Annotated in this window: 14 protein-coding genes; 13 read left to right on the forward strand and 1 reads right to left on the reverse strand. The window is 76.0% G+C overall.

All coding sequences use genetic code 11. From position 1 onward, the window contains the following. Positions 1-88: 88 nt before the first annotated feature. The 13 genes from ANAEK_RS10845 to ANAEK_RS10905 all read left to right on the forward strand — a co-directional run bounded on the left by ANAEK_RS10845 (position 89) and on the right by ANAEK_RS10905 (position 15,214). Positions 89-1,960, forward strand: a complete 1,872-nt coding sequence (locus ANAEK_RS10845; protein WP_012526190.1) for a M61 family metallopeptidase — start codon at positions 89-91, stop codon at positions 1,958-1,960. Between the two features lie 45 nt (positions 1,961-2,005). Further along, the gene (gene glnD, locus ANAEK_RS10850) at positions 2,006-4,798 is read left to right on the forward strand and encodes a [protein-PII] uridylyltransferase (RefSeq protein ID WP_012526191.1); all 2,793 of its coding nucleotides are present in this window, start codon (positions 2,006-2,008) and stop codon (positions 4,796-4,798) included. A gap of 214 nt (positions 4,799-5,012) precedes the next feature. Next, on the forward strand, positions 5,013-5,957 hold the full coding sequence (locus tag ANAEK_RS10855; protein ID WP_012526192.1) for a RimK family alpha-L-glutamate ligase: 945 nt from the start codon (positions 5,013-5,015) through the stop codon (positions 5,955-5,957). Next, positions 5,950-6,345, forward strand: a complete 396-nt coding sequence (locus tag ANAEK_RS10860; protein WP_012526193.1) for a general stress protein — start codon at positions 5,950-5,952, stop codon at positions 6,343-6,345. Before ANAEK_RS10855 ends, ANAEK_RS10860 begins: the two co-directional genes overlap by 8 nt. Before the next feature lie 24 nt (positions 6,346-6,369). Then, positions 6,370-6,564, forward strand: coding sequence for a hypothetical protein (locus ANAEK_RS10865; RefSeq protein WP_012526194.1), 195 nt, complete (start codon positions 6,370-6,372; stop codon positions 6,562-6,564). Between the two features lie 114 nt (positions 6,565-6,678). Next, the gene (locus tag ANAEK_RS10870; protein ID WP_012526195.1) at positions 6,679-7,302 is read left to right on the forward strand and encodes an L-threonylcarbamoyladenylate synthase; all 624 of its coding nucleotides are present in this window, start codon (positions 6,679-6,681) and stop codon (positions 7,300-7,302) included. Positions 7,303-7,357: 55 nt separating this feature from the next. After that, the gene (gene xerD, locus ANAEK_RS10875) at positions 7,358-8,254 is read left to right on the forward strand and encodes a site-specific tyrosine recombinase XerD (protein WP_012526196.1); all 897 of its coding nucleotides are present in this window, start codon (positions 7,358-7,360) and stop codon (positions 8,252-8,254) included. Between the two features lie 150 nt (positions 8,255-8,404). Next, entirely contained in the window at positions 8,405-9,073 is a 669-nt protein-coding gene (locus ANAEK_RS10880; RefSeq protein ID WP_012526197.1) for a site-2 protease family protein, read from the forward strand. An 18-nt stretch (positions 9,074-9,091) separates the two neighbouring features. Then, on the forward strand, positions 9,092-10,087 hold the full coding sequence (gene trpS / locus ANAEK_RS10885) for a tryptophan--tRNA ligase (RefSeq protein ID WP_012526198.1): 996 nt from the start codon (positions 9,092-9,094) through the stop codon (positions 10,085-10,087). Positions 10,088-10,115: 28 nt separating this feature from the next. After that, positions 10,116-11,015: a ScpA family protein gene (locus tag ANAEK_RS10890; protein WP_012526199.1), complete on the forward strand. Its 900-nt coding sequence runs from the start codon at positions 10,116-10,118 to the stop codon at positions 11,013-11,015. Continuing rightward, positions 11,012-12,130 carry an SMC-Scp complex subunit ScpB gene (scpB, locus tag ANAEK_RS10895; RefSeq protein ID WP_012526200.1) on the forward strand — a complete coding sequence of 373 codons (1,119 nt, stop codon included), beginning with the start codon at positions 11,012-11,014 and terminating at the stop codon, positions 12,128-12,130. Before ANAEK_RS10890 ends, scpB begins: the two co-directional genes overlap by 4 nt. Before the next feature lie 3 nt (positions 12,131-12,133). Then, the gene (locus ANAEK_RS10900) at positions 12,134-13,123 is read left to right on the forward strand and encodes a pseudouridine synthase (protein ID WP_012526201.1); all 990 of its coding nucleotides are present in this window, start codon (positions 12,134-12,136) and stop codon (positions 13,121-13,123) included. A 69-nt stretch (positions 13,124-13,192) separates the two neighbouring features. Continuing rightward, complete coding sequence (locus ANAEK_RS10905) at positions 13,193-15,214, forward strand: HEAT repeat domain-containing protein (protein ID WP_012526202.1); 2,022 nt, start codon at positions 13,193-13,195, stop codon at positions 15,212-15,214. Positions 15,215-15,221: 7 nt separating this feature from the next. On the opposite strand, the gene ANAEK_RS10910 is transcribed toward ANAEK_RS10905, so the two are convergent. Next, positions 15,222-16,985 (reverse strand): STN domain-containing protein, encoded by a 1,764-nt coding sequence (locus tag ANAEK_RS10910; protein WP_012526203.1) that lies wholly within the window; start codon positions 16,983-16,985, stop codon positions 15,222-15,224. Positions 16,986-16,989 lie beyond the last annotated feature (4 nt).

Here is a 16,989-nt window from a genome sequence, read left to right on the forward strand (position 1 = left end):
GCGGCGCCCCGCGCGGTGCCCGGTCGCGGAAGCCCTCGACACGGCGCCCGGCCTCCGCTATGCGTGAACGCTCTCTCCGGGAGCGTGCATGCTGGGAGCCGCAGTCGCCGTGGGCCTCGCCGTGCTGGGCGCCGCGGCCGCGCCGATCGACCTCGAGGTGGACCTCCGCGACGCACCGTCGGGCGTGATCCACGCGCGGCTGGTGATCCCGGCGCGGCCCGGCCCGCTCACCCTGGTCGCGCCGAAGTGGCTGCCCGGCGATCACCGGCCCAGCAACGCGGTCGCGGAGCTGGCCTCGCTGGCCGTGACCGCGGGCGGGCGGCCGCTCGCGTGGGCGCGCGATCCGGTCGATCCGTACGCGTTCCACGTGCAGGTGCCGCGCGGCGCGGAGCGGGTCGAGGTGGCGCTCGATCAGCTCGCGCCGCCGGCCGGGCAGGGGAGCTCCGCCGCCGGCTCCTCCTTCACCTCGCAGCTCGGGATCCTGGGCTGGGGGACGGTGGTCCTGGTACCCGCCGGCGTGCCCGCCGCCGATCAGCCGGTCCGCGCGCGCGTGACGCTGCCGCGGGGCTGGAAGGCGAGCACGGCGCTGCCGGTGGCCGCGCGCGAGGGCGACGCGATGCGGTTCGCGCCGGCCAGCCTGGAGCTGCTGGTGGACTCGCCGGTCCTCTCCGGCCGTCACCTGGTGGAGCTGCCGGTGCACGCGCCCGGCGCCCCGCCGCACCTGCTGGTGGTGGCGGCGGAGTCGGAGGACGCGCTGGCGGTCCCCGCCGAGCTGCGCGCCGACGTGGAGCGGCTGGTGGCGGAGGCCGGCGCGCTGTTCGGTGGCTACCCGTTCGCCGGCTACCGGTTCCTCGTCACGCTCTCCGACGAGATCGTCTTCTCCGGGCTGGAGCACCACCAGTGCGCCGACATGCGCATGCCGGAGCGCGCCCTGGCCGACCCCGTCGCGCGGCGGACGCGGGCGGGGCTGCTGTCGCACGAGTACGTCCACGCCTGGAACGGCAAGTCGCGGCGGCCGCAGGGGATGGCGGCGGCGGACTTCCAGGCGCCGCCGGACGCGCGGCTGCTCTGGGTCTACGAGGGCCTGACGCACTACCTGGGCTGGGTCCTCGCCGCGCGCAGCGGCCTCGGCGGCGCGCGCCTGCCGGACTCGATCGCCGTGGCCGCGCAGGGCATGGCCAGCACCACCGGCCGGGCCTGGCGCTCGCTCGAGGACACCGCCGCGGCGGCGCAGGTGGGGTACTCGGCGCGCTCCGAGGGCGCGTACGCGCGCCGCAGCGTGGACTTCTACTGGGAGGGCGCCCTGGTCTGGCTGGAGGTGGACGCGCGCATCCGCCGCGAGTCGCGCGGCGCCCGCTCGCTCGACGACTTCGTGCGGGCGTTCCTGGGCGGGCGGTCCGGCGGGCCCACCGTGTCGGCGTACCGGCTCGACGAGGTGATCGCCGCGCTGGGCAAGGTGGCGCCGCTCGACTGGGCCGGCCTCCTCGACGCGCGCGTGGCCCGCCCGCGCCCGGAGGCGCCCACCGCCGGGATCGAGGCGGCGGGGTGGCGGCTCACCACCGGCGCCACGCCCACCTCGCTCCAGGTGGCGCAGGAGCGGGTGCTCGGGTCGTTCAACCTGGAGGCGTCCATCGGCCTCTACCTCTCCGAGGACCGGGTGGTGGACGTCGTCCCCGGCTCGCCGGCCGCGCGGGCGGGGATCCCGCCGGGCGCGAGGCTCGTGGCGGTGAACGGCCGCAAGCACACGCGCCAGCGGCTGGAGGACGCGCTGCGCGCCACCGAGCGCGGCGGGCCGCTGGAGCTGCTGGTCGAGGCGGGCGACCGCTTCCGGACGCACGCGATCGCCTGGCGCGGCGGGCTGCGCTACCCGGTGCTCGTCCGGGAGGCAGGGGTGCCCGATCTGCTGGCAGCGATCGCCGCCCCGCGGGCGTTCGCCGCCATCCACGCGCCGGCGCCGTGATCCGCGGCGGGAGCGCGGGGCCGGCGGACGCTATACTCCGCCGCGATGACGCCCCCCGCGCTCGACGCCCTGATCAACCTCCCCGTGGCCGCGCCCTTCGAGTTCGAGGCGAAGCTCGCCGAGCTGCCGCAGGTGACGGGGGACCCGAAGGCCGCGTTCGCCGAGCTGCGCCGCTACGTCGAGGACGTCCACCGCGCCGGGGCGAGCGGGCACACGGTGGTCCGGCTGCAGAGCGCGGCCATGGACCGGGTGGTGGGCGCGCTGTGGGATCGCGCGCTGGCCGAGGCGGGCCAGGCGCACGCGCCCTCGCCGGTCTCGCTGGTGGCGCTGGGCGGCTACGGCCGGCGCGAGCTGGCCCCCTTCAGCGACGTGGACCTGCTCGTGCTCCACGCGCCGGGGAAGCCGGACGCGTTCGTGAAGACCGCCGCGGAGCGGCTGGTCTACGCGCTCTGGGACCTGCGGCTCGAGGTCGGCTACGCGGTCCGCGACCTGAAGACCTGCGACCAGCTCGCCTCCGAGGACCACACCGCGCGCACCGCGCTGCTCGACCTCCGGTGGCTGGGCGGCGATCGCGACCTCTACCGCGAGCTGGAGCGCGAGGAGCTGCACGGGCTCTCCACCGCCAAGGTCGAGAAGTTCCTGCAGGACAAGCTCGACGAGATGCGCGGCCGCCGCGAGCGCTTCGGCGACTCGCTCTACCTGCTCGAGCCGAACGTGAAGGAGTCGGAGGGCGGGCTGCGGGATCTCCAGTCGGCGCTGTGGCTGGCGCGGGTGCGCTTCAAGGTCGCCGGGATCACCGAGCTGCTCTCCCGGGCGCTGCTGCCGGAGCGCGACATCCGCGAGATGCGCCGCGCCCGGGACTTCCTCTGGCGGGTACGCAACGAGATGCACTACCTCGCCGGCCGCAAGTGGGACCAGCTCACGTTCGACGTGCAGCCGCAGGTGGCGCAGGCGATGGGGTACCGCGACCGCGAGGGCGCGAGCGGCGTCGAGGAGTTCATGCGCCACTACTACCTGGCCGCGAAGGCGGTGCTGGTGGCGTGCGACGCGATCGTGGACCGGTGCCTGGAGACGCAGACCGCCACCGGCTGGCGCATGGTGCCGCCGCCGGCCGCCACCATCGGCGCAGAGCGGCCGGTGCCGGTGCTGCAGGGGCAGCCCACCCGCGCCGCGGACCGGTTCCTGCCCGGCGGCGAGCTGAAGGTGTTCCGCGGCCGCCTGACCGTGTCCGACAAGGACGTGCTGCGCCGCTCGCCCGCGGCGCTGGTGCGCCTGTTCGCGGCGGCGGACCGGGAGCAGCTCGACCTGTACCCGTACGCGCGCGACCTCGCCGCGCAGGTGGCCGAGGAGCTGCCGCCGGAGGGCGCGGCCGACCCGGAGCTGAACCAGGAGCTGCTGGCGTGCTTCACGCGCGCCGGCACGCGCGGCCGCTTCCTCACGCAGATGCACGAGCTGGGCGTGCTGCCCAAGGTGCTGCCGGAGTTCGCGCGGATCACCGCCCGCCGGCAGATCGACGTGTACCACGTGTACACGGTGGACGTTCACACGCTGTTCGCGGTGCGCCGGCTGTTCGCGCTCCGCTGCGGCGACGTGAAGGAGCCGGTGCTGGGCGAGCTCATGCAGGCGCAGGCGCGCCCGCTGGCGCTCTACCTCGGCACCCTGTTCCACGACATCGGCAAGGGCGCCGGCAAGGACCACTCGGTGCGCGGCGCGGAGATCGCCGCCGAGGCCTGCGTGCGCATGGGCGTGGACCCGGACGACGCCGGCGACATCGAGTGGCTGGTGCTGAAGCACCTGCGCATGTCGGCCATCGCGCAGCGGCGCGATCTCTCGGATCCCGATCTCATCCACGCGTTCGCGGAGGAGGTCGGCACCCTCGACCGGCTGGAGAAGCTGTACCTCCTCACCTACGCGGACATGGCCACGGTCGGCCCGCGCACCTGGACCGAGTGGAAGGCGCGGCTGCTGCTCGAGCTCTTCGGGAAGACGCGCGAGGTGCTGCAGCGGGGCGAGCGGCGCCCGGAGCCCGGGACCGCGGAGGCGGCCGGGCGGACGCGGGTGGCCGCCGCGCTCGCCGCCAGCCCGCGCCACGGGTCGGAGGCCGAGCAGCGGCGCTTCGTCGCGGCCATGCCGGCGCGGTACTTCCTGACCGCCGCGCCGGGGGAGGCGCCGCACCACCTGCGCCTGCTCCAGCTCGGGCGCGACCGGGTGCTCGCCGGAGCGCTGCGCCACCGGCGCGACCTGGGGCTGACCGAGCTGGCGCTCACCGCCCGGGATCGCCCCGGCCTGCTCGCCACCGTGGCGGGCGTGCTGGCGGCCCACCGCATCGACATCCAGCACGCCGAGGTGTTCTCCAGCTCGCCCGATCCCGCGGCGGCCGGCTGGCTGGCCGGCCGGGCGCTCGACGTGTTCGAGCTGCGGGGCCCCGACGACGGTCCGGTCGAGCCGGCGCGCTGGCGCGCCGCGCGGCGGGACCTCGTCCGCGTGCTCGCGGGCGAGGAGCCGCTCGACGCCCTGATGACCCGGCGCCTGCGCGCCTCCTCGGTCGCGGCGAAGCCGCTCCCGCGGGTGCCCACCAAGATCGTGATCGACAACCACAGCGCCCGCGCCCACAGCGTGGTGGACGTCTTCACCGCGGATCGGGTGGGCCTGCTGCACACCGTGGCGCGCACGTTCTTCGAGCTGGGCGTGTCGGTGGACCTGGCGCGCATCGCGACCGAGGGCCACCGGGCGGCCGACGCGTTCTACGTCCGCGCGGCCGACGGGCGGCCGCTCGAGGGCGAGCAGGCCGGGCGCGTGGTGGCTGCGCTCGAGGCGGCGCTCGCCCGCGCCGACTGACCGGCGCACTTCACGGTCCGTTCCTCCGCACCCCGCCGCCCGCACGCGCGCGGCGGCGGCCGACGCACGCCCGGCGGCCGCCCGGGCCGCGCCACGGGCCGGACCCGGCGGGACCTCCGAGAAAGGTTCGGGATGGCGCGCCCTTGTCCAGCCAGCCGGGCATGGTCACCATGTTGCGCGGCGGTCGGGGTGGGGGAAGGGAAGCAAGCCTCGCATGGAACGCTTCGTCCGGATCGGGGTGGTGACCGCCTGGCCGGAGGAGGACTGGCACAGCAAGCGCCTGCTCGCTGCGTGTGCCCGGCGGGGCGAGGCGGTGGTGATCGATCCGTCGGCGATGGCGGCCGGCGTGGGGGCGGAGGGCGTGGGGGTCTCGCTCGGCACCATGCGGATGGAGGAGGTCGATGCGTTCGTGCTCGCGCGCGGCCTCGGCCGGGAGGGCGACCCCGACGCGCAGTTCGAGATCTACCGCGCGATGGAGGGAGCCGGCGCGGTGGTGGTGAACCGGATCGAGCCGCTGCTCGCGGCCCAGGACAAGTTCCGCAGCTCGTGGCTCCTGGTCCGCGCCGGCGTGCCGACCCCGCCGGCGGCGGTGGCCCAGGCGCCGGCCGGCGCCGAGCACGCGCTGGAGCGGCTCGGCGAGTCCGTCGTGAAGCCACTGGCGGGCTCGCTCGGCGAGGGCGTGGAGCGCGTCCGCCCGGATCGGGCGGGGCGGGACCGCGTCCGGGAGCGGGCGGGAAGGGACGGCGCCGTGTACCTGCAGGCGTACGTCCCGCACCCGGGGCGCGACCTGCGCGTGTTCGTGGTCGGGGGCACGACGCGGGCCGCGATGGTGCGGCACGCGCCGCCGGGCGAGTGGCGCACCAACGTGGGCGGCGGCGGGCGGGTGGAGGCGGTGGAGTGCCCCGCCGCGGTGCGCGCGGTGGCGGAGGCGGCGGCGGCGGCGCTGGAGCTGGACTACGCCGGCGTGGACCTCGTGCTGGGCGACGAGGGGCCGACGGTGATCGAGGTGAACGGGAACCCGAGCTGGCAGGGGATCCTCGAGGCCACCGGCCTGGACATGGCGGAGGCCATCGCCGAGCACGTGCTCGCCCGGGCCCTGCGCCGGCGGAAGACCAGCGACCACATTGTGCGTGAACGGACGGGGGCGACACATGGCTGAAGAGAAGAAGGGCGGCAGCAAGGGGGCGATGACGGTCTCGGAGGCCGGTCGCAAGGGCGGGGTGCGGGTCCGCGAGACGCGCGGCCGCAAGTTCTACGAGGAGATCGGCAAGAAGGGCGGCGAGACCGTGAAGGCCGAGCGCGGCCGCAAGTTCTACGAGGAGATCGGCAAGAAGGGCGGCGACACCGTCAAGGCCGAGCGCGGGCCGCGCTTCTACGAGGAGATCGGCAAGAAGGGCGGCGAGACCATCAAGGCCGAGCGCGGGACGCCCTTCTACGAGGAGATCGGCCGGAAGGGCGGGCACAAGGTCCGCGAGCTGATCGAGAAGGGGAAGGCTGGCGCCGAGGAGGAGGCGGGGAAGGGCGAGGGGATGGGGGACGATCGCTAGCACGCGGACGGGAGGGGGACGGGAATGGCGGACAACGAGGAGAAGGTCGGTCGGGGCGAGCCGGACGAGGGCCGGCGCGGGATGACGGTCTCGGAGGCGGGCCGCAAGGGCGGCATCGCGGTTCGGGACGAGCGCGGGCACGCCTTCTACGAGGAGATCGGCAAGAAGGGCGGCCAGAAGGTCCGCGAGCTGATCGAGCGCGGGAAGAGCCGGAGCTGACGCAGGGTCGTCCGCGCCGCGGACGCCCGCCCGGCGTGCCGGGAGGGCGCCCGCGGTGCGCGCCTCCGCCGCGGTGCTTGGGGAGCCGGCGGAAAGCTGCTAGATCGCGGGCTCATGCCGGCCGCGCCCATCGTCGAGATCGACCCCCTCCACCCGCAGCCGCGCGTCGTCGAGCGCGCCGTCTCGGCGCTCTCGTCCGGGGGCGTGATCGCGTACCCGACCGACACGTTCTACGGGATCGGCTGCGACCTGTTCGACAAGCGCGCCATCGAGCGCATCTACCAGCTGAAGCAGCTCCCGCGCACCCACGAGCTGGCGTTCATCTGCCAGGACCTGGCGGAGATCTCGCGCTACGCCATCGTGGACAACGCCGCGTACCGGGTGCTGCGCCGCAAGGTGCCCGGGCCGTTCACGTTCATCCTCCCGGCCACCCGGCTCGTCCCGGAGCTGGTGCTGCGCCGGCAGAAGACGGTCGGCATCCGCATCCCCGACAGCCCCATCGCGCTCGAGCTGGTGCGCCGGCTGGGCCACCCGCTCATCTCCACCTCCGCGGCGAAGCCCGAGGGCGAGATCCTCATCGACGCGCACGACATCAAGGACGAGCTGGGCCACGGGCTCGACCTCATCCTGGACGGCGGGTTCCGCCCGGCCGAGCCGTCGTCGGTCATCGACCTCTCCGGCCCGGAGCCGGTGGTGGTCCGCGCCGGCAAGGGCGACGTCTCCGACCTGCTGGCCTGAGCGGCGCGCCGGCCGCGAACTGGACGGGCGCGGGCCCGGCGCTATCGTCGCCGCGATGTCCGCGCTGGAGCCCGCCCTCGACCTGTTCCTCGCCCACGTGCGCGTGGAGAAGGGGCTCGCCGAGAACAGCGTCGAGGCCTACGGGCGCGACCTGCGCCGCTACCTCGAGCACCTGGACGAGCTGGGGGTGGACGCCTGGGAGCGGGTGGGCCGCGGCGAGATCCAGGCCCACCTCGCCGAGCTGGTCCGCCGCGGCCTCTCGCCGCGCTCGCAGGCGCGGGCGCTCTCCGCCATCCGCTCGCTGCACAGGCTCCTCGCGGCCGAGCGCGTCACCTCCGCCGATCCGTCGGACGAGATCGAGTCGCCGCGGCCCGGGCGCCGCCTCCCGGGGCTGCTCTCGCACGACGAGGTGGACCGCCTGCTGGCCGCGCCGGACGTGCGCAGCGCCGCCGGGATCCGCGACCGCGCCATGCTGGAGCTGCTCTACGCGACCGGGCTGCGCGTCTCGGAGCTGGTCTCGCTCCAGCTGAACGACGTGAACCTGGAGACGCGGGTGCTCATCGCCCGCGGCAAGGGGAACAAGGAGCGGATCGTGCCGGTGGGCGCGCCCGCCGCCGAGGCGGTGAAGGCGTACCTGGCGGTCGCGCGGGAGCGGCTGCTCCACGGCCGCCGCTCGAAGGACCTGTTCGTCACCCCGCGCGGCGGCCGGATGACGCGGCAGGGGTTCGCGAAGATCCTGGACCGCTGCGCCCGGCGCGCCGGGATCCGGCGGCGCATCTCGCCGCACAAGCTGCGGCACTCCTTCGCCACCCACCTGCTGGAGGGGGGCGCCGACCTGCGCGCGGTCCAGGAGATGCTGGGCCACGCCGACGTCTCCACCACGCAGATCTACACCCACGTGGATCGCACCCACGTGAAGCGGCTGTACGACCGCTTCCACCCCCGCGCCTGAGCCGCGTCGCGATCCCGGGCGGAATCGGCGCGCCCCGGCTGTTCGGAGGGGGGAGCGGGCCGCGGTCCCGGCGCGTCCGGCGGCCGCCGAGCGCGTTGACCGCCCGGCCCCACGCTGCTAAAGAACCGCTTTCCTGTTCGGGGCTTACGTTTGCCGTCCTTCAACATCGCTCACGCGGTTGCCGCCCTCATTCCCCTGATCCTGTCGCTTTCCGTGCACGAATACGCGCACGCGTGGAGCGCTCAGAAGCTCGGGGACGATACGGCCAGCCGCGCCGGCCGGTTGACGCTGAACCCGCTCTCGCACATCGACCCTTTCGGCACGCTCGTGCTGCCGCTCATCCTTTTGATATCCGGCACGGGGTTCATGTTCGGATGGGCCAAGCCTGTCCCGGTGAACCCGGCGCGCTTCCGGCGCGGAGTGCACATGGGGCGCGGCATGGCCTGGACGGCGGGGGCGGGCCCCCTCTCCAATCTCCTCCTGTCTCTGCTCGCGGCGGTGACGTTCGGCCTCCTCGGGCGGTATGCGCCAGCCGCTCTGGCGTCCGGCGGCGGGGTGCGCGAGTTGCTCGAGAACATCCTGGTGGTCAACCTCGCGCTCGCGCTGTTCAACCTGATCCCGGTGCCTCCGCTCGATGGAAGCCGGATCGTCGACGGCTACATGCCGCTTCGCTTCCGGGCGGGGTGGGAACGGGTGACCGCGCTCGCGCCTTTCCTGCTGCTCGCCGTGTTCATTTTCGGCGGACGCCTGATCGCCGGACCGTTCTCCTACCTGTTCGGCCTGCTCGCGAACCTCGTCAACTTCATCAGCGCGGCCTAGGGCCGCGGGATCGGCAACATGTCGGAAGCGAAGCGCCCCACCATCGTCAGCGGCATGCGGCCCACCGGCCGCCTCCACCTCGGCCACCTGCACGGCGCGCTCGCGAACTGGGTCAAGCTCCAGGACGACAACGAGTGCTTCTACTTCAGCGCGGACTGGCACGCGCTCACCACGAACTACCACGACACCTCGGTCATCAGGCAGGCCGAGCGCGAGATGTTCGTGGACTTCATCGCCGCGGGCATCGACCCCGCGCGGTCGACGCTGTTCATCCAGAGCCGGGTGAAGCAGCACGCCGAGCTGAACCTGCTGCTCGGCATGATCACGCCGCTCGGCTGGCTGGAGCGCTCGCCGACGTACAAGGAGCAGCGCGAGAACATCACCGACCGCGACCTCGCCCTGTACGGCTTCCTCGGCTACCCGGTGCTGATGACCGCGGACATCATCCTGTACAAGGCCACCCGCGTGCCGGTGGGCGTGGACCAGGTGCCGCACCTGGAGCTGTCGCGCGAGATCGTCCGCAAGTTCAACTTCCACTACGGCGAGGTGTTCCCCGAGCCGCAGCCGCTGCTCACCGCCGCGCCCAAGATCCTGGGCACCGACGGCCGGAAGATGTCGAAGAGCTACGGCAACACCATCGACCTGGGCGAGAGCGCCGAGTCCACGCAGAAGAAGATCATGGGCATGGTCACCGACCCGGCCCGGAAGCGGCGGCAGGACCCGGGCAACCCGGACGTCTGCGGCGTGTTCTACCTGCACAAGGTGACGAGCGACGCCGAGACCGTCTCCTGGGTGGACCAGAACTGCCGCACCGCCGGGATCGGCTGCGTGGACTGCAAGAAGAAGCTGCTCGAGCGGCTCCTGCCGCAGCAGGAGGAGATGCGCGCGCGGCGCGAGGCGCTGCTCGCGAAGCCGAAGGACCTCGACGACATCGTGCAGCTCGGGAACGAGAAGGCGCGCGCCGCGGCGGAGGCCAACATGGTCCAGGTCCGCGCCGCGATGAAGCTCGAGTAGGACCCACCACGGGGGGCGGTCCGCCGGGATGGCCAGGAACAGCGACACGGACGCCGGGCTCGGCGCGGACTCGCCGCGCGCCGACGACGCCGACGCGCGCGCCGCTGCGGACGCGTTCCGGGTCACGCTCCCCCCGCTCCGCGAGGGCCAGCCGCCGTTCGAGGGGCCGCTCGACCTCATCCTTCACCTGGTGAAGGAGCACGAGGTCGATCTCTTCGACATCCCCATCGCGCGGATCACCGAGAGCTACCTCGCCACGCTCGAGGCGATGCGCGACCTCGACATCGACATCGCCGGCGAGTTCCTGCACATGGCGGCGCAGCTCCTGCTCATGAAGAGCAAGCTGCTGCTCCCGCGCACCGAGGTGGCCGAGGACGCGGCCGGTCCCGAGGACGCCGGGGTGGACCCGCGCGCCGAGCTGGTGCGGCGGCTGCTCGAGTACCAGAAGTACAAGGCCGCCGGCGAGGAGCTGGGCGGGCGCGACATCCTCGACCGCACCGTGTTCACCCGGCGCGTCCGGGCCGAGCGCCCCGCCGCGCCGGACGGGCCGGAGGGGCTCGCCGACGTCTCGGTGTTCAAGCTCATCGAGGCGCTCGATCGCGCCATCGCGCACGCGCGCCCGGAGCACACGCACGACGTGATCACCGACCGGCTCACCATCAGCGACGCCATCTCGCGCGTCGCCGACGTGCTCCGGCTGCGGCGGCGCGCCACGTTCGAGGAGCTGCTCGCCGGCCCGGCCGAGAACCGGAACACCAAGGCGAACGTGATCTCCACGTTCCTCGCCATCCTGGAGATGGCGAAGCTGAAGCTCATCCGCATCTACCAGGCCGCGCTGGACGACGCCGGCCCCGGGGCCGAGATCCTCGTCGAGGCGAAGGACACCCTCGGCGACGACGTCCCCGTCGGACAGGAGGACTACCGATGACCGAGCCCACCGACCGGCCGACCGCCGCGGAGGACGTGCCCGCGCCGGACGGCGCGGGGCCGGAGGGCTCCGCCGCGCAGCCCGAGGCCGCGCCCGCCACCGGGGCGCCCGCTGCCGACGCGCCGGCGGGCGACGCGCCGCCCGCGGCGTCGGTCTCCGCGGCCGAGCTGGACGCGCTCCAGGCCGCCGAGGAGGCGAAGCAGGGCGACCCGGCGCTCGACGAGGTGGATCCGGCCGACATCGACGTGGCCGACGACAAGGAGCTCCCGTTCGAGAAGCTGGCCGCGGCGGCCCGGCGGCTCAGCGCCGACCGGGTCCGCACCGTGGTGGAGACGCTGCTGTTCCTGGCCGAGCGCCCGCTGAGCGTGGAGGAGATGCGCGCCGCGAGCGGCGTCGAGGTGGAGCGCCTGGAGAAGGCGCTCGACAAGCTCTCCGGCCACTACCGCGAGGGCCCCTGCGGCATCGTGCTGCACGAGGTGGCCGGCGGCTGGCAGCTCCGCACCTCGCCGGACAACTCCGACTTCGCGCGCCGCTTCCTCAAGGTGAAGCCGCAGCGGCTGACCCGCGCCGCGCTCGAGACGCTCGCCATCATCGCGTACCGGCAGCCGGTGACCCGCCCCGAGATCGAGGACATCCGCGGCGTGGACTGCGGCGCGGTGGTGAAGGCGCTGCTCGAGCGCAAGCTGGTCAAGATCCTCGGCAAGAAGGAGGAGCCGGGGCGGCCCATCCTGTACGGCACCACCCGCGAGTTCCTGGAGTTCTTCGCGCTGAAGGACCTCGCCTCGCTCCCCACGCTGCGCGAGTTCCACGAGCTCTCCGAGGAGCACCGCGACATCGTGGAGAAGGAGGCGCCGGCGGAGCAGGCGCCCGGGATCGAGGGCATCGTGGCCGAGCTCTCCGACGAGAAGCTCCGCGCCGAGCTGGAGGCGAAGCGCGCCGAGAGCGACGCGGCGCTCGACGAGCTGGAGCAGGCGATGGTGGCGGCGGACGAGAAGGCGCGCGCGGCCGAGGCCGCGCTCGCCGACAAGAAGCGGGCCGACGAGGCCGAGGCGCAGGCCGACGCGGAGCCGGGCGCCGGCGCCGGGCCCGGCGGACCGCCGGCGGCGGGGAGCTAGCGGATGGCCGAGGAGCGGCTGCAGAAGTTCCTGGCGGGGGCGGGCATCGCCTCGCGGCGCAAGGCGGAGGCGCTCATCAGCGCCGGCCGGGTGCGCGTCAACCAGCGCACGGTGACCGAGCTGGGCACCAAGGTGGACCCGGGGCGCGACCTCGTCACCGTGGACGGCGCGCTCGTCTCCCAGCCGGAGCAGCGCAGCTACTACCTGCTCTACAAGCCGTCCGGCTGTGTCACCACCGCGTCGGATCCGCAGGGTCGCCCCACCGCGATGGAGTACCTGCGCGGCGTGCCGGGGCGGCCGTTCCCGGTGGGCCGGCTCGACTACGACGCGGAGGGCGCGCTGCTGCTCACCGACGACGGCGAGCTGGCGAACCGGCTGGCCCACCCGCGCTACGGCCACCAGCGCGTGTACCTGGTGAAGGTGAAGGGCGATCCGCCGGCGGAGGCGCTGGAGCGGATGAAGGCCGGGGTGCGGCTGGAGGACGGTCCGGCGCGCGCGCTGGAGGTGGCCGTCCACGAGCACGCCGACCGCAACGTGTGGATCCGCGTGGTGGTGGGCGAGGGGCGCTTCCACCTGGTGAAGCGGCTCTGCGAGGCGGTGGGGCTGCAGGTCCAGCGCCTGTTCCGGCCGGAGTTCGGCGGCATCGGCGTCGGCGGGCTGCGGCCCGGCAAGTTCCGCCGGCTGGAGCCGGAGGAGGTGCGCGCGCTGCGGCAGCGGGTCGGGCTCGAGTCGGGCACGCCGGCCCGCGGACCGTCGGTGCGCGAGCTCCCGAAGGCGGCCCGCCGCCACGGCCACGGGCCGCCGGCGGCGCCCGGCGCGGTCCCGCCGCCGGCCGAGCCCGGCGCGGACGAGGTCGAGCCGCGGGCTCGCGGCGCGAGCCGCGGCGGTCCGAGGCCGGCCGGACCGAGGGCCACCGCCCCGGGCCCCGGCGGTCGCGCGTCCCGGCCCTCGCGCCCGTCGCGCCCGGGCCGCGCCGGCGCCCGCCGCCGCTGACCGCGGGCGCTGGCCGCGGCGGGCGCCCGCGCTTGCGCGCGGCGGGGTTCGCGGCGAGCATGGCGGCCCGTGTCCCGCGTGCCCGCAGCCGCCCCCTTCGCCGCCCTTGCATCCCGCGCAGCCCTTGCGGCCATCCTCGCCGCGTGCCTCGCCTGCGGCGGCGGCGACCTCGGGTCGCCGGACCCGGCGCGGCGCGCCGCGGCGGTGCGCGCGGCGGGCGCGCGCGGCGGCGCGGACGCGCTCGCCACGCTGCTGGTCGCGCAGCGCGACGGCAGCGCCGAGGTGCGCCGGGCGGCGGCCGAGGCGTTCGCGGCGCGCGGCGGCGTCGAGGGGGCCGAGGCGCTCGGGGCGCTCCTGGCGGATCCCGACGCGACGGTGGCGGCCGCGGCGGCGCGCGGGCTCGCCGGCATGCCGGACCAGCCGCGCGCGCGCGGCGCGCTGCGGGTCGCCTACGCGGACGCGTCGCCTGCGGGCCGCGCCGCCATCGCCGACGCGCTCGACGCGGTCGGCGTCTCGCTCCGCGAGGCGGTCGAGCAGGAGGCGCGCACGCTGTGGGAGCGCAACCTGGCGGCCCTGGGCGGGCGCGGGCCGGCCCGCGCGGGCGCGGCCGAGGAGCTCGGCGCGAGCGGGCGGGCCGAGGTGGTGGCGCGGCTGGTGCCGCTGCTCGACCCGGCGCGCAACGCGGATCGCGCGCTCGCGGCGGGCGCGGCGCGCGGGCTGGGCGAGGCCGGCGACTGGGGGGCGCGGCCGGCGCTCGAGGGGCTCCTGCGCTCGCCGGATCCGGAGCTGATCGAGGCCGGGGCCGGCGGGCTGGGCCGGCTCGGCGATCCCGGCGCGACCGCCGCGCTCGAGGCGGTCGCGCTCGCGTCCTCCGGCCGGATCGCGGCCGCGGCGGCGGACGCGCTCGCCGCGCTGCCGGAGGCGCTCGAGGTCGGGGCGGCGCTGTGCGAGGTGGCGGTCCGGAGCGCGGATCCCGCCGTGGCGGCGCGGGCCGCGCGCGAGGTCCGGCTGCGCGAGGCGGACTGCCCGGCGCGCCCGTTCCTGGCGCGGCTGGGCCGGCCCGGGGCCGAGGCCGCCCTGGCCGCGCTCGGCGAGCTGGGCCTCACCGGCGCCGCGGCGGAGGCGGCCGCCGCGCGCCTGCTCCCGCTGCTCGACCCTGCGCGCGGCGACCCCGGGCTGCGCGCCGCGGCCGCGCGCGCGCTCGCCAGGCTCGGCGCGCCGGGCTCGGCCGGCCCGCTCCGCGACCGCGCCGCGGCGCTCTCCGCGCGCCGGGCGGCCGCGCTCGGGCGGCCGACCCCGGAGCCGCTGCCGGCAGGGGCGGGGACCGCCGCGGCGCGGGCCGGGGCGCGCCCGCCCACCGGCGACGGCGACGCGCGCGAGCTGGGCGCGCTGCTCGCCGCCGCTGGCGGGCTCCGCGCGCCGGGCGCGGAGCCGCTCCTGCTCGAGGCGGTGCGCGATCCGCACGCGGCGGTGCGCACCGGCGCGGTCGCCGGCCTGGCGGGGCTGGGCACCGACGCGGCGCTGCGGGCGGTGGCCGCCGCGCTCGACGACGGCGCGCCCGAGGTGCGCCTCGCGGCCGCCGCGGCGCTGGGCCGGGCCGGGCCGCGATCGGTGCCGGCGCTGGCGCGCGCGGCGGGGCAGGCGGCGCCCGACGACGGCAGCTGGCGCTCCGCGCTGGCGGTGGCGCTGGGCGACGCGGGCGGCGCGAGCGCGGTGGCGCCGCTCACCGCGCTGCTCGAGGGGGCCTCCGCCCCGGCGGCGGCGTTCGCGCTCGGCAAGACCGGCGCGCCCGCCGCGGTGAAGCCGCTGGTGGACTGGCTGGCGCGCCCGGGCTCGCTCGCGGACGCCGAGGCCATCGAGGCGCTCGCGCAGCTCGCCGCCCGCGACGCCGGGCCGGCCATCGCCGCGCAGCTCACCGCCGATCGCGCCGAGGTGCGGGCGGTGGCGGCGCGCGCCATCGGCCGGCTGCGCCACGAGGCGGCCGCGCCGCGGCTGGAGGCGCTGCGGAGCGACTACCACGGCCGCGTCCGGCGCGCCGCGGTGGAGGCGCTCTCGCGGCTGCCGGCGGGCGCGCCGCGGCTGCGCCGCTGACCGCGGCCTAGAACGCGGCGGGCGGCGGCACCGGCGTGGTCGGGAGGACCGGCGGCGACTGCTGGCCGAAGCGCGAGCGGAGCACCGCGCCGAAGGTGATGAGCCAGGTCGCGATCCAGACCAGCGCCCCGACGAACGGGATGTGCGCGAGCACCACGAAGATCGCCGTCCCGAGCGCGAGCTGCAGGACCACGGTGCGGCGCTTCTCCGGCACCGGGAGCGCGCGCCCCACGTGGAAGGTGAGGGCGGTGACGCCGAGGACCCCGGCCGCGATCATCCCCAGGATCTGCACCGGGATGAGCAGGATGCCGACGATCGTGACGGCGAGCAGCACGAGCAGCACCGGCATGGCCACCGTGCCGAGCGTGCCGGCGAGCAGCGACTTGCCCGGGCTCGCGACCATGTAGCTCGCCACCGCCTCCAGCCGCCGGGGGAACAGCGCCAGCACCAGCAGGCCGAGCACGAACAGGACCACGAAGGAGATGAGCGCCTCGAGCACCGTGAGGATGGGCGAGGCCTCCCGGAAGACGCTCGAGGCCGTCCGGCCGAACACGCCCGGGATGCTGGGGAACGGGATGGACTTGGTGTCGCCGCCCACGGTGGCGCTCGGGTCCACGATCACGCGGCCGCCGACGCTCGTCACGTCCTGCTCCACCGCGGCGCCGGGGCCGATCTCGACATCCCCGCCCACCGCCACGACGTTGCGCGTGACGGCGCCGCCCGCCAGCTTCGCGGTCCCGAACACTGCCGAGACGTCGCGCGCCGCGGCCCCGCGGTCGAGCTGCACCGAGCCGAACACCGACGAGACGTCGCGCGCCGCGGCGCCACCCTGCACCTGCACGCTCCCGCGCACCACGTTCACGTCGCGCACCACCTCGCCGGACCGGACCACCACGTCCTGCCCGGTGGACTGGCGATCGCGCCCGCCGCTCTCGTCCACCTCGCGCCCGGCGCGGCGCAGCTCGCGCTCGGCCTGGCGCAGCGCCTCCTCGGCGGAGCGGCGCGCCTCGTCGGCGAAGCCCTGCGGGATCCGCAGGCCGAAGCCGCGACCGGCGCGGACCGTGATGAGCGAGCCGGCCCGCTCCGCGGAGAGCCCGGCCTGCACCAGCACCGCCTGCAGCGCCTCCTCGACCGGGATGTCCACGAAGTGGCCGCTCACGGTCCCGGCCGCCTCGTCGGGGATGACCACCGAGAGCCCGGCGGACTTGCAGATGACCCGGATGGCCTCGGCCACCGGCGTATGGTCGAAGTCGCCGGTGAAGCGCTTGCCGCTGGGCTTGTCGAACCCCGAGAGCGCCCCGGGCGCCGCGCCGACCCGCTCGCCGGCCGGCGCGACCACCACCATGTCGCCGGTGCGGGTGGCGACGAGCTCGGTCCCGGCCAGCGCCGCCTTGAGCGCGTCCTCCACCGGCACGTTCCGGAGCTTCAGCACCAGCAGCTTGTTCCCGGTGCGCCCGGTGTTCAGCACCACGTCCCAGCCGGCGGCGTTCGAGATCTCCTCGAGCGCGTCGTCGAGCGAGGTGGTGTCGTCGATCGTGACCCGCTTCCCGGAGGGCGCCGGCCACTCGCCCTGCAGCACCGACGGCGGCGCCTGGCGCTGGGGCGGCGCGGGCGGGGCCGGCGGCGCGGGGGGGGCCGCCTCCGGCCGGGCGCGCGGCGCCGGCTTCTGCGGCGGCCGCGGCGCCGGGGCGGTCGCCTGCGCGTTCACGACCGGCGGCGGCGGTTCGGGGCTCTCGAGGGTGAGCGCGGCGAGGAGGAGGGCGAAGAGCATTCTG

Origin of the sequence: Anaeromyxobacter sp. K (assembly GCF_000020805.1) — a bacterium.
In the GTDB taxonomy this organism is placed as follows: Bacteria; Myxococcota; Myxococcia; order Myxococcales; family Anaeromyxobacteraceae; genus Anaeromyxobacter; species Anaeromyxobacter dehalogenans.

What these genes read in the sequence shown, in the direction of transcription:
- ANAEK_RS10845 (WP_012526190.1), top strand. Translation starts at nt 89, where the DNA reads ATGCTGGGAGCCGCAGTCGCCGTGGGCCTCGCCGTGCTGGGCGCCGCG.
- glnD (WP_012526191.1), top strand. Translation starts at nt 2,006, where the DNA reads ATGACGCCCCCCGCGCTCGACGCCCTGATCAACCTCCCCGTGGCCGCG.
- ANAEK_RS10855 (WP_012526192.1), top strand. Translation starts at nt 5,013, where the DNA reads ATGGAACGCTTCGTCCGGATCGGGGTGGTGACCGCCTGGCCGGAGGAG.
- ANAEK_RS10860 (WP_012526193.1), top strand. Translation starts at nt 5,950, where the DNA reads ATGGCTGAAGAGAAGAAGGGCGGCAGCAAGGGGGCGATGACGGTCTCG.
- ANAEK_RS10865 (WP_012526194.1), top strand. Translation starts at nt 6,370, where the DNA reads ATGGCGGACAACGAGGAGAAGGTCGGTCGGGGCGAGCCGGACGAGGGC.
- ANAEK_RS10870 (WP_012526195.1), top strand. Translation starts at nt 6,679, where the DNA reads ATGCCGGCCGCGCCCATCGTCGAGATCGACCCCCTCCACCCGCAGCCG.
- xerD (WP_012526196.1), top strand. Translation starts at nt 7,358, where the DNA reads ATGTCCGCGCTGGAGCCCGCCCTCGACCTGTTCCTCGCCCACGTGCGC.
- trpS (WP_012526198.1), top strand. Translation starts at nt 9,092, where the DNA reads ATGTCGGAAGCGAAGCGCCCCACCATCGTCAGCGGCATGCGGCCCACC.
- ANAEK_RS10890 (WP_012526199.1), top strand. Translation starts at nt 10,116, where the DNA reads ATGGCCAGGAACAGCGACACGGACGCCGGGCTCGGCGCGGACTCGCCG.
- scpB (WP_012526200.1), top strand. Translation starts at nt 11,012, where the DNA reads ATGACCGAGCCCACCGACCGGCCGACCGCCGCGGAGGACGTGCCCGCG.
- ANAEK_RS10900 (WP_012526201.1), top strand. Translation starts at nt 12,134, where the DNA reads ATGGCCGAGGAGCGGCTGCAGAAGTTCCTGGCGGGGGCGGGCATCGCC.
- ANAEK_RS10910 (WP_012526203.1), bottom strand. Translation starts at nt 16,985, where the DNA reads ATGCTCTTCGCCCTCCTCCTCGCCGCGCTCACCCTCGAGAGCCCCGAA.